Below are 12,451 nucleotides of genomic sequence, written 5' to 3' on the forward strand. Positions count from 1 at the left end.
AAGTATGTAACAATTATGCCGCTAACGATTAAACAAAGTGGCATACAATCAATGATTGCAAAAATAGCACGATAAACTACAACCATCAAAACGTGATCATGGTTATAGTATGCGTTTTCCAATTTATAAAAAATGAGATCCCCATGAGCCAATTTGTTTTACTCGGTTTTATCGCTCTTGGCGGTGCGTTTGGCGCCTGCTCCCGTTACTTAGTATCTGAGCTGTGCGTGGTACTGTTTGGCCGTGGCTTCCCATATGGAACATTAACTGTAAACATCGTCGGCTCCCTAATTATGGGTTTGCTGATGTCGGCATTAAATCAAGGAATGATTGAAGCTGCGCCATGGCGTCCAATCATAGGCCTTGGTTTCCTTGGAGCTTTAACAACTTTCTCAACCTTCTCAATGGATAACGTCGTTATGATTCAGCAAGGTGAGTTTGTTAAAGCCGGACTTAACATTATCCTCAACGTAGTGTTAAGTATCACCGCTTGTTATGTTGGCTACCAATTAATGATGAAGAGCTAAACTTATCATTACGAGTTAGCAAAACGCCTCGCCATTGCGGGGCGTTTTTGTATCTACTCAATGGGGTAAAAATGGAGCTAAAGATCGGCTTTACTCGGTTTTAGGCGAAAAAAAACCTCGCATTAAGCGAGGTTTCTTTATCGCAGTTGGTAAAGAACCAGATTCTGACGATCTGTGAACACCAACCAAAACCATGACATTGCTCGAAATACAAAGTGTACTTCTTTGCTTGGTTTTTAGATGTAAAAAAGCCTCGTTTTTCAACGAGGCTTTCTTAATAGTGGTCGGTGAAGAGGGATTCGAACCCCCGACCCTCTGGTCCCAAACCAGATGCGCTACCAAACTGCGCTATTCACCGACAATGTTTTAGGCTTTAAGCCAAGGTGCTTAGAACTGCTAAGAACCTAAATAATGGGGTGACCAACGAGGATCGAACTCGCGACAACCGGAATCACAATCCGGGACTCTACCAACTGAGCTATGGTCACCAATGTAAGTGGTCGGTGAAGAGGGATTCGAACCCCCGACCCTCTGGTCCCAAACCAGATGCGCTACCAAACTGCGCTATTCACCGAAAACTGTTTTTGAGCTTTCGCTCTGAAAAGCCGATAATATCAACTCTTCGTAATATGGGGTGGCTAACGAGGCTTGAACTCGCGACAACCGGAATCACAATCCGGGACTCTACCAACTGAGCTATAGCCACCAATGTTTTTTGCCAACTTTTATATTCCGGATGGCGCGCCCGAAAGGATTCGAACCTTCGACCTTTGGCTCCGGAGGCCAACGCTCTATCCAACTGAGCTACGGGCGCATGCCCTGTCGGCGGAGACGAATATTACGGATTAGCCCCCTCTTCGTCTAGTCTTTTTTTCATTTTTTTTTGCGTTCGGTGTATTTATAAACAAAAACTGATTGATTCGTATCATACAAATACAGCCCAGTTATTTCATCTCATTGGTAAATTTCTTATAATTACTTTATGTTTACAATTTAAACATTTATTTAAACTCATATAAATAGTCAATTCTAAGAATAATCCAAGTTGGTTAAATGCCATCTAAAAGCAAAACGATTACAAGGAAGTAAACCATGAGCTTAAAGCGATTTTCTTTATTCTCTGCCCTAACCATCCTTTTTACTGTCGGATCCGTTATTGCAGCAGATATGTCTAATGAAGCAATAGAACAACGAATCAAACCCGTTGGCTCTCTGTATCTAGAGGGAGATGCTCCTATCGTAAAAGTTGCGGCAGGTCCTCGTGGCGGAGAGCAGGTTTACAACACCTATTGTTCTGCTTGCCATACTAGTGGGGTAATGAATGCACCGAAAAAGGGTGATGCTGCAGATTGGAAAGATCGTCTAGCACAAGGCCAAGAAATTCTCGCAAAACATGCCATCGAAGGTTTCAATGCTATGCCAGCTAAAGGATCTTGTATGGACTGTAGTGACGAAGAGATCATTGCTGCTATTAACTATATGACCGAAGGATTAACGCAGTAATAAACAAAAAAACCACCGCACTATTGGCGGTGGTTTTAGAAATAACAAAATTAACGCGGTTTACCCGTGTTGTTAATTTAGTCTTTATTAAACATGGCTCGAATATTGGCAATATGCGCCTGACCGCGCTGCATACGCTCTTGAGCAGTAACAGGTTTCTTTTCTGTATCCCACTCCAGATCATCTTGTGGCAATTCATACAAGAAGCGACTTGGCTCAGGCTTAATCAGCTCACCATATTGACGGCGCTCTTTACACATGGTGAAAGTCAGTTCTCGTTGTGCTCGGGTGATGCCCACATAAGCGAGACGGCGCTCTTCTTCAATATTGTCTTCATCAATACTGGTTTGATGCGGCAAAATTCCCTCTTCAGAGCCAACAAGATAAACATAAGGGAACTCCAATCCCTTTGAGGCGTGCAATGTCATTAGCTGCACCTGATCTGCATTATCGTCATCTTCCCCACGCTCCATCATATCGCGCAAGGTCATACGCTGAACCACCTCTTTTAAACTGCGCTCTTGCTGGTCATAATTATCACCTTCAAGATCAGCTGTGATCCAACTATACAGATCAGAGACATTTTTCATGCGCATCTCAGCGGCTTTCGGACTGGCTGATGTCTCATACAACCAATCTTCATAATGAATATCCCGCACTAACTGACGCACAGCTGCAACCGTATCGCCACGCTCAGCATTATCTGCTAACTCAACCACCCAACGCGTAAATCGCTGCAAAGACTCTAAACCTCGACCAGACAAATGCTGTTCAAGACCCAGCTCAAAGCTTGCGGCAAATAAACTCTTGCCACGCATATTGGCGTAATTACCCAACTTTTCTAACGTTACCGGGCCAATTTCACGACGAGGCGTATTCACGATACGTAAAAAGGCGTTGTCATCATCTTGGTTGGTGAGCAACCGCAGATACGCCATAATATCTTTAATTTCTGCACGCGAGAAAAACGATGTGCCACCTGAGATCTTATACGGAATACGGTTTTGCATTAATGCTTTTTCAAACAAGCGGGACTGATGGTTGCCTCGATACAAAATGGCATAATCTTTATAAGCTGTGTTATTTAAAAAGCGATGGGCAATCAACTCACCAACCACTTTTTCAGCCTCATGCTCTTCATTTTTAGCCGTGATAACCTTGAGTAATGCCCCTTCTTCCAACTCTGAAAATAGCGTTTTCTCAAAGACGTGTGGATTATTGGCAATCAAGATATTCGCCGTACGTAAAATACGGCTGGTTGAGCGGTAGTTTTGCTCAAGTTTGATCACCTTAAGGCTTGGGAAATCTTTATTTAGCAAGGCTAAGTTTTCTGGCTGTGCACCACGCCATGAGTAGATAGACTGATCATCATCACCCACCACGGTAAATCGAGCGCGTTCTCCAACCAGAAGTTTTACAAAGATATATTGACTGGTGTTGGTATCTTGATATTCATCCACCAGCAAATAACGAATTTTATTTTGCCAGCGACTGCGCACTTCTTCATTGTCTCGCAGTAGTAATACAGGCATTAGAATCAGATCATCAAAATCTAACGCATTATAAGCTTTCATTTGACGCTGATAGAGATGGTAGCAGTGAGCAAATAGCTGATCTCGCTCTGAACGCGCGCGCGCTGCGGCATCGGCTGGAGACAGCATGTCATTTTTCCAATTTGAAATAGACGACAATAGCTGTTTCAAAAGATCTTTATCACCATCTAATTCATCTTCTGTCAGCTCTTTTAGTAACGCCATCTGATCTTGGTCATCAAACAGAGAAAAGTTCGCCTTAAGACCCAGCGCTTTGTATTCACGACGAATAATATTGAGACCTAAAGTGTGGAAGGTCGATACCATTAACCCTTTAGACTCTTGCTTACCTAAGGTTTGACCGACACGCTCTTTCATCTCACGCGCCGCTTTATTGGTAAAGGTTAAGGCAGCAATATTACGTGCTTTATAGTCACAATGCTGAACCAAATATGCAATTTTATTAGTGATCACTCGCGTCTTACCCGAACCAGCACCTGCTAGCACTAAGCAAGGACCAGAAACGAATTTTACCGCCTCATTTTGCCTTGGATTCAGTTTCATCTTTCTACCTTATCGTCACGATTTTCTCTGTCAGCGTCGCATTGTAACCAGAATAGTATGATTGTCTATTTTGCTCATGACACTGCAGTATTTTTTTTCAATTTAATTAAAACTTGCACAAATTTGAGAGCCAACTAAAATTGGTGAATGAACGTTCACTCATCAATAAATTAGCGATTAGATATCACCATGAATGATAAAAAAGAGCGTATTTTGCAAGCCACAGAAATGTTACTTGCAAAGCACGGCTTTCATGGTCTCTCGATGCAAAAAGTCGCACAAGAAGCGGGTGTTGCAGCAGGGACAATCTATCGTTATTTTGCCGATAAAGATGATCTGCTCTATCAACTTCATGATCATATTTTAGGTTATGTGGCACAAAAAATAGTGCAGGATTTAACCGATGACATGAGTTTGAAACAGCAATTTCGCACCATATGGCTCAACATTTGGAATATGGCGATAAATGGAGAAGCTCCTTTAATCAATCGAGGTCAGTTTGAACACCTACCTCGACGAGATTCATCTGAGCAACGTCTTCGTGAAAAGCTGCTGTTTGCTAAAGTCGACCAAATGTTCGAACAAGGCAAAAAAGTAGGTCTTTTTAAGCAACTTGATAACGATATTTTAAGCGTGTTAAGCCTAGAACCTAGTGCTTGCCTCGCTCGTAAGAAAATGAATGGAATTCTTGATGTCACCCCTCAACAGCTGGAAGCAGCAATTGAAGCGGCATGGGATGCCATTGTTCAGCATTAATAATAATTGGAGCACACCCAACAATGAAAAAATGGATAGTGATGCTACTTCTCGCCCTCCTGCTATTTGGGAGCGTGATTGGTTTCAATCTATTTAAAGAAAAGAAGATAGCCGAGTATATGGCCAATATGCCTGAACCAGACTATCCGGTTACAGTCACAACGGCGCAAAATACCAATTGGGTGCCATCCATCGAAGCTATCGGTTTTATCGAACCAAACCAAGGTGTAACCATTACTACCGAAGTTTCAGGTATTGTTGACAAAATTGATTTTGATTCTGGTATGAAGGTGAAAAAAGATCAGCCTTTAGTTACGCTAGATTCTGATGTTGAAAAAGCGCAATTGCAAAGTAATGTAGCTCGTCTACCAGCAGCAAAAGCTAAATACATCCGTTACCAAGAATTGTATAAGAAAAATTCGATTTCAAAAGAAGCTTATGAAGATGCTCAGGCGTCTTACTTCTCATTGAAAGCGGATATTGAAAGTCAACGCGCACAACTTGACCGTCGCACTATCAAAGCCCCATTTAGCGGTCAGGTAGGTCTACGTAATGTGTTTCTTGGTCAATATATCCAGCCAGGCACTGATGTGGTTCGCCTAGAAGATACTTCTGTGATGAAGCTACGCTTTACTGTACCGCAAACAGACATTTCTGATATTCATTTAGGTCAAGATGTTGAGATCTTTGTTGATGCATACCCTGAAACTCCATTCAGTGGCAAGATTAGCGCTATTGAACCAGCAGTTAATTACCAAAGTGGTTTAATTCAAGTTCAAGCGAATATCCCAAATAATGATGGCCAGCTACGTAGCGGTATGTTTGCCCGTGCTCACATCATTCTGCCAACCCTCAAAGATCAGATTATTCTGCCACAAACAGCGATCACTTATACCCTATACGGTGACAATGTGTATATCGCAGCAAAAGATGACAAAGGCACGCTACGCGTTAAGCAATCTGTTGTGAAAACCGGTGAGCGTAAAGGTGATGTTGTCCATGTTCTTAGTGGCGTAAAACCTGGTGAGGTGGTTGTTACCTCAGGCCAAGTTCGTCTAAGTAACCACGCAAAAGTACATGTGGTTGAAAGTGACGCGCTGAAGAGCCCAGCAGAAACCCCAATGCTGTAATCTGGAGGAACAATGCGTTTTACAGATGTTTTTATTAAACGTCCTGTTCTCGCGGTATCTATCAGCTTCCTGATTGCCCTGCTTGGCCTTCAAGCCATTTTCAAAATGCAGGTGCGTGAATACCCAGACATGACAAATACTGTAGTAACGGTAACCACCAGTTACTACGGTGCTAGTGCAGACCTAATTCAAGGCTTTATCACTCAGCCATTAGAACAGGCTATCGCACAGGCAGATAATATCGATTATATGACTTCATCTTCGGTGCTGGGTTCTTCCACCATTACCGTCAACATGAAGCTTAATACCGATCCCAATGCGGCACTTGCTGATATTCTAGCGAAGACAAACTCAGTTCGTTCCCAGTTACCAAAAGAAGCAGAAGACCCAACGGTTACTATGTCGACGGGTTCTGGTACTGCGGTAATGTATATTGGCTTTACCAGTGATGAATTGTCATCAAGCCAGATCACTGACTACCTACAACGCGTAGTAACCCCACAGTTATTTACCGTAAATGGTGTATCGAAAGTTGATCTATACGGTGGTATGAAATACGCCCTTCGCGTATGGCTAGATCCTGCCAAAATGGCCGCTTATAACCTAACAGCAGCTGATGTGATGAATGTGCTAAACAGCAATAACTATCAATCAGCAACAGGTCAGGCTACGGGTGAATTTGTGTTATACAACGGTTCTGCAGATACTCAGGTGAAAAATACTGACGAACTGAAAAAACTGGTCGTATCAACCCAAAAAGGCCAAGTGATCCGTTTAGGCGATATCGCTAAAGTAACGCTAGCGAAAAGCCATGATCAATACCGTGCAACTGCCAATGGTCAGGAAGCCGTTGTAGCCGCAATTAACGCAGCACCAACAGCTAACCCGATTAATATTGCCCAAGGTGTGTACCAAATCTTGCCAGAGCTTGAGCGTAATATGCCAAGTACTATCAAGATGAACATCATGTACGACTCAACTATTGCGATTAACGAGTCTATTCACGAAGTAATTAAAACTATCGTTGAAGCTGCTGTTATCGTATTAGTGGTAATTACTCTGTTCCTTGGTTCTATCCGTGCAGTATTAATTCCAATTGTAACCATCCCGCTATCACTGATTGGTGTTGCTATGGTTATGCAAGCACTGGGCTTCTCATGGAACTTGTTAACCCTACTGGCCATGGTTCTAGCCATCGGTCTGGTAGTAGATGACGCCATCGTTGTACTTGAAAACGTTGACCGTCACATTAAAGAAGGCGAATCACCGTTCCGAGCAGCAATCATTGGTACCCGTGAAATTGCCGTCCCTGTTATCGCTATGACCCTAACCTTAGGTGCTGTATATGCTCCTATCGCACTGATGGGTGGTTTAACAGGTACGCTATTTAAAGAGTTTGCGCTGACTCTAGCTGGTACTGTATTCATCTCAGGTATTGTGGCTCTGACCCTATCACCTATGATGTGTTCAAAAATGCTAAAAGCGAACGTAGCACCAAGTAAGTTTGAACAAGTTGTTCATGCATTCTTAGATCGTATGACGCTGCGTTATGAAAAAATGCTGCACGGTATTATGAAGATGCGTCCGGTGGTTATCTGCTTTGCGGTCTTGGTATTTGCCAGCCTACCAATCCTGTTTAAGTTTATTCCAAGTGAATTAGCGCCAGCAGAAGATAAAGGTGTGGTTGTTCTGATGGCAAACGCGCCATCAAATGCGAACTTAGACTACATTGAAAATACGATGGAACAGGTTAATAAAATCTTAACCGAGCAACCAGAAGTAGCCTTTGCTCAGGTATTTTCAGGTGTTATGACCTCAAACCAGGCCTTTGGTATTGCATCATTGGTGCCATGGAGCGAACGTACGGCAAGTCAGGCAGAAGTAGCTAAACGTGTAACAAACCTAGTAAAAGACGTACCACAAATGGCCGTAACCGCATTCCAGATGCCGTCACTACCAGGTGCAGGTTCTGGTCTACCAATGCAGTTTGTTATTACAACACCGAATAACTTTGAAAGTTTGTTCCAGGTGGCAAGTAGCTTCTTGGCTAAGGTGAAAGAGAACCCACAAATTGTCTACTCTGATCTTGATTTGAACTTTGACTCAGCAACGATGAAAATCAAAATCGATAAAGACAAGGCAGGTGCTTACGGTGTGACAATGCAAAGTATTGGTCAAACACTAAGTACTATGATGGCCGATGGTTATGTTAACCGTATCGACTTAAATGGTCGTTCTTATGAGGTTATTCCTCAAGTAGAACGTAAATACCGTTTAAACCCTGAGAATCTAAAGAACTACTATGTTCGAGCAGCAAATGGCGACTCTATTCCTCTAAGTAGCCTTGTGACCATCAGTGTTGTTTCAGAGCCTCGTTCGCTACCAACATTTAACCAGCTAAACTCAGCAACTATTGGTGCAGCATTAGCTCCTGGGGTTGCAATGGGTGATGCGATTAATTGGTTTGAAAGTACAGCACAAACGCTACTTCCTGCAGGTTATCAATATAACTTTATGGGTGAAGCACGTCAGTTTGTAACTGAAGGTAATGCGCTATACATGACCTTCTTGCTTGCACTTGCGATCATCTTCCTCGTACTGGCTATTCAGTTTGAATCAGTTCGCGACCCGCTTGTTATTCTTGTTTCTGTTCCGTTAGCTATTTGTGGTGCATTAATTGCGCTAGCTTGGGGAGCGGCAACAATGAATATCTACTCGCAGGTCGGTTTGATTACCTTGATAGGTCTGATAACCAAACACGGTATCTTGATCTGTGAGGTTGCAAAAGAAGAACAGCTAAACCATAAGAAATCGCGAATGGATGCGGTAATGGAAGCGGCAAAAGTTCGTTTACGTCCAATCCTAATGACGACAGCTGCGATGATTGCAGGTCTTGTGCCTCTACTTTATGCATCTGGTGCAGGTGCTGCATCGCGCTTTAGTATTGGTATTGTTATTGTTGCTGGTCTTTCTGTAGGTACCTTGTTTACTCTCTTTGTACTACCAGTTATCTATACATATTTGGCAAGTGTTCATAAACCACTGCCTGTATTTGTAGAAGATAAAGATTTGGAGAAACTAAAACGTGTTGATGAAGCCCGCAATGCTTTAAAAACGCGTGAAGAGTAACGCTAAAGATTGAAGAATAAGAGGTCGCCATGTGCGGCCTCTTTTATTTTTCGCAATAGTGAGCGACAAATGGCGAACCTTTACATAGAATGAAAGCAGTTATGAAAAAGCCGTTATGGAGTAACCCCTAACCATGTTCGATCCGAAAAAACTTGAGCAAGTAGCCAAGCAGATCCATGAGTCAATGCCACAGCCGGTAAAAGATCTCGGTAACGACGTTGAGCAAAAAGTTCGCCAAGTGATCCAATCTCAACTTGGCAAACTGGATGTTGTTAACCGTGAAGAATTTGATGTGCAAACTCAGGTTTTACTGCGTACTCGTCAAAAGCTAACTGAGCTTGAGCAAAAAATGGCCGAGCTTGAAGCAAAGTTAAATGGCAATAAAGACGCTTAATCACTTAGCGCACAGATAAATAAAAAGGGCCTGCATGTTTGATGCAGACCCTTTTTTAATATTTATGGTTAAGTTTATTACTCACCGCCCACCGCGATGCGTTTCATATCTGTCATATAACCGCGTAGCGTATGACCAATAACCTCAACAGGATGCTGACGAATAGTGTGGTTTACTTCAATTAACGTTTGATTATCTGCCCATTGCGAATGAGAGCTTAAACCACGACCAATCTCTTCTGTTGATACTCTTGCCATGAACTTTTCACGAAGCAAAGGAACAGCAACATTCGCAAAAAGATAATTACCGTATTCAGCAGTATCAGAAATAACAACATTCATTTCGTATAGGCGCTTACGAGCAATCGTATTGGCAATCAACGGTAATTCATGAAGTGATTCGTAGTAAGCAGACTCATCAATAATGCCAGATGCTGTCATAGCTTCAAACGCCAATTCAACGCCAGCACGTACCATCGCTATCATCAAGATACCGTTATCAAAATACTCTTGCTCTTCAATATGAAGATTAGAACTTGGGTAATTTTCAAATGCAGTCTCGCCCGTTTCACTACGCCAAGTCAGTAGATTGATGTCATCATTAGCCCAGTCAGCCATCATGGTTGCTGAAAAATGACCAGAAATAATATCGTCCATATGCTTATTATAGAGAGGACGCATCAAATCTTTTAACTCTTCAGATAATTCAAAAGCACGCACTTTTGCAGGATTTGATAGGCGATCCATCATATGTGTAATACCGCCAAATTTTAGAGCTTCAGTAATGGTTTCCCATCCATATTGCAGCAACTTACCCGCATAATCTGGCTCAATACCATCAGCAATCATTTTTTCATAACAAACAATAGAGCCCGCTTGTAGCATGCCACACAGTATCGTTTGCTCACCCATAAGATCCGATTTTACTTCTGCAACAAAAGAAGATTCTAGTACTCCTGCTCGATGGCCTCCCGTTGCCGCCGCCCACGCTTTTGCAATCGCTAAACCCTCACCATTAGGGTCATTTTCAGGATGAACAGCAATTAAAGTTGGTACGCCAAAACCACGCTTATACTCTTCACGCACTTCTGTACCTGGACATTTAGGGGCAACCATAACCACGGTCAGATCTGAGCGAACTTGCATGCCTTCTTCAACGATATTAAAACCGTGAGAATAACCTAATGTCGCTCCCTGCTTCATCAGAGGCATTACCGCATTAACAACGTTTGTATGCTGCTTATCTGGAGTTAAATTAATGACAAGATCAGCTTGAGGGATCAGTTGCTCGTAGCTGCCAACCTCAAAACCATTATCTTTAGCATTACGATAGGATTGACGCTGCTCATCAATTGCTACCTGACGAAGCGCATATGCGACATTCAGCCCAGAATCACGCATGTTAAGACCCTGATTGAGGCCTTGAGCACCACACCCTACAATAACAACTTGCTTACCCTTTAGATAATCCGCTTCTGCAGTAAACTCTTCACGCGCCATAAAACGGCAACGACCAAGTTGATCTAACTGCTCACGTAGATTTAGGGTATTAAAGTAATTTGCCATATAACCAACTCCATGACTAAATAATAAAAGCGACGTACCTGTCGATAGCTTTGATACTAGATCAGTCTTTTTGTTGCGAAAAGTGCTATATTCACAACAACGAATTGCAAAAAATGCAACATGGATGATGAACCTAAAAAACTTGCAACACTTTATTCACCTAGCAGAATCGAAAAGCTTTACCGTCACAGCGCAAAAGACTCATATCAGCCTCTCGGCCTTAAGTCGTGTTATTCAGCGTTTAGAACAAGAGCTGGAGCAAAGCTTATTTATTCGTGACAATCGCAGCGTTGAACTCACCGCTGCAGGGAAAGAACTATTACCAGTTGCAATAGGCATCGTTGAACAATGGCACCAACTTAAAACTCAGCTTTCAACCGACCAACATTTGTTAAGAGGAAAACTCACTCTTTTTTGTTCTGTTACCGCAAGCTATAGTCATTTACCTCAACTCATCACAGAGCTACGCCAAACTCATCCACAAATAGAGATTCAGCTATTAACCGGCGATCCAGCACAAGCGATAGAAAAAGTTCTCAATGATGAGGCAGATATTGCAATCGCAGCAAAACCTAAACACCTCTCAAACAAATTAACCTTTATCGAGTTTGATCAAGTAACCTTAACGGTCATCAGTCCATTGCTGGTAGGACAGTCATTGCAACCAACCCATAGAATACCTACTCAGTGGCAAGAGCTACCTTTTATCCTTCCAGAATCGGGAACAGCACGAGATCATTCTAATGATTGGCTTAGAGATAACCAAATAGACCCAACAATCTATGCTCAAGTTGCAGGTCATGAAGCGATTGTAAGTATGGTTGCTTTGGGATGTGGGGTGGGTATTGCCCCTGATGTTGTGATTGATAATAGCCCAATGAAAGATCGCGTATTTAAACATAGCGATCAAAATATCAAGCCACTGGCTCTTGGACTGTGTTGTAAAAAAAGCCGAGCTCACGAGCCTTTATTAACCGCTTTAATGCAGCTGTGCCAATCACAGTAGTAGTATGAGCTATAAACAAGGATGTACGTTTTTGCCAGCCAGCTCAAGAGCTTCAATTTATTTTTAACAAATGGCAAAAAGGCTCATATCTTTCGATATGAGCCTTCTTAAATATGGCAGGGGTGGAGAGATTCGAACTCCCAACACGCGGATTTGGAATCCGCTGCTCTGCCAATTGGAGCTACACCCCTGTTGTTCGTATTTAATGAGACGACTCTCAAATAAGTGGCGGAGCGGACGGGACTCGAACCCGCGACCCCCGGCGTGACAGGCCGGTATTCTAACCAACTGAACTACCGCTCCACTCAAACTACCGTATGTTCAGTACGATAGTTTAAATTGGGT

9 protein-coding genes and 7 tRNA genes are annotated in these 12,451 nt (G+C 42.7%); 7 read left to right on the top strand and 9 right to left on the bottom strand.

The window, feature by feature from the left end:
• Positions 1-143: 143 nt before the first annotated feature.
• On the top strand, positions 144-527 hold the full coding sequence (crcB, locus tag WAX86_RS14885) for a fluoride efflux transporter CrcB (protein ID WP_036764635.1): 384 nt from the start codon (positions 144-146) through the stop codon (positions 525-527).
• Positions 528-808: 281 nt separating this feature from the next.
• Here crcB and WAX86_RS14890 read toward each other — a convergent pair.
• From WAX86_RS14890 to WAX86_RS14910, 5 genes are all read right to left on the bottom strand, one after another.
• Positions 809-885, bottom strand: a tRNA-Pro gene (locus WAX86_RS14890).
• Positions 886-939: 54 nt separating this feature from the next.
• Positions 940-1,015 (bottom strand) — tRNA-His (locus tag WAX86_RS14895).
• Between the two features lie 9 nt (positions 1,016-1,024).
• A tRNA-Pro gene (locus tag WAX86_RS14900) sits at positions 1,025-1,101 on the bottom strand.
• A 56-nt stretch (positions 1,102-1,157) separates the two neighbouring features.
• Positions 1,158-1,233, bottom strand: a tRNA-His gene (locus WAX86_RS14905).
• A 31-nt stretch (positions 1,234-1,264) separates the two neighbouring features.
• Positions 1,265-1,341 (bottom strand) — tRNA-Arg (locus tag WAX86_RS14910).
• Positions 1,342-1,619: 278 nt separating this feature from the next.
• Here WAX86_RS14910 and WAX86_RS14915 point away from each other — a divergent pair.
• A complete protein-coding gene (locus WAX86_RS14915; RefSeq protein ID WP_044173818.1) occupies positions 1,620-2,030 on the top strand; it encodes a cytochrome c5 family protein in 411 nt (136 codons plus the stop codon).
• Positions 2,031-2,107: 77 nt separating this feature from the next.
• Here WAX86_RS14915 and rep read toward each other — a convergent pair whose 3' ends face one another.
• Positions 2,108-4,126, bottom strand: a complete 2,019-nt coding sequence (gene rep, locus WAX86_RS14920) for a DNA helicase Rep (protein WP_341488967.1) — start codon at positions 4,124-4,126, stop codon at positions 2,108-2,110.
• 189 nt (positions 4,127-4,315) lie between these two features.
• On the opposite strand from rep, the gene WAX86_RS14925 reads away from it, so the two are divergent.
• The 4 genes from WAX86_RS14925 to WAX86_RS14940 all read left to right on the top strand — a co-directional run bounded on the left by WAX86_RS14925 (position 4,316) and on the right by WAX86_RS14940 (position 9,535).
• The gene (locus WAX86_RS14925) at positions 4,316-4,882 is read left to right on the top strand and encodes a TetR/AcrR family transcriptional regulator (RefSeq protein WP_044173814.1); all 567 of its coding nucleotides are present in this window, start codon (positions 4,316-4,318) and stop codon (positions 4,880-4,882) included.
• 23 nt (positions 4,883-4,905) lie between these two features.
• A complete protein-coding gene (locus tag WAX86_RS14930) occupies positions 4,906-6,012 on the top strand; it encodes an efflux RND transporter periplasmic adaptor subunit (RefSeq protein ID WP_044173811.1) in 1,107 nt (368 codons plus the stop codon).
• 12 nt (positions 6,013-6,024) lie between these two features.
• Complete coding sequence (locus tag WAX86_RS14935; RefSeq protein WP_068946582.1) at positions 6,025-9,141, top strand: multidrug efflux RND transporter permease subunit; 3,117 nt, start codon at positions 6,025-6,027, stop codon at positions 9,139-9,141.
• 133 nt (positions 9,142-9,274) lie between these two features.
• Positions 9,275-9,535 (top strand): accessory factor UbiK family protein, encoded by a 261-nt coding sequence (locus tag WAX86_RS14940; protein ID WP_044173805.1) that lies wholly within the window; start codon positions 9,275-9,277, stop codon positions 9,533-9,535.
• Positions 9,536-9,612: 77 nt separating this feature from the next.
• Here WAX86_RS14940 and ilvC read toward each other — a convergent pair whose 3' ends face one another.
• Entirely contained in the window at positions 9,613-11,100 is a 1,488-nt protein-coding gene (ilvC, locus tag WAX86_RS14945; protein ID WP_238071452.1) for a ketol-acid reductoisomerase, read from the bottom strand.
• A gap of 127 nt (positions 11,101-11,227) precedes the next feature.
• Between ilvC and ilvY the strand changes: the two genes are divergently transcribed.
• The gene (ilvY, locus tag WAX86_RS14950; RefSeq protein ID WP_065171776.1) at positions 11,228-12,106 is read left to right on the top strand and encodes an HTH-type transcriptional activator IlvY; all 879 of its coding nucleotides are present in this window, start codon (positions 11,228-11,230) and stop codon (positions 12,104-12,106) included.
• A 114-nt stretch (positions 12,107-12,220) separates the two neighbouring features.
• Here ilvY and WAX86_RS14955 read toward each other — a convergent pair.
• Positions 12,221-12,297: transfer RNA gene (locus tag WAX86_RS14955), tRNA-Trp, on the bottom strand.
• 35 nt (positions 12,298-12,332) lie between these two features.
• Positions 12,333-12,409 (bottom strand) — tRNA-Asp (locus tag WAX86_RS14960).
• Positions 12,410-12,451: the final 42 nt, after the last annotated feature.

Source organism: Photobacterium damselae subsp. damselae, assembly GCF_038086725.1.
Classification (GTDB): domain Bacteria; phylum Pseudomonadota; class Gammaproteobacteria; order Enterobacterales; family Vibrionaceae; genus Photobacterium; species Photobacterium damselae.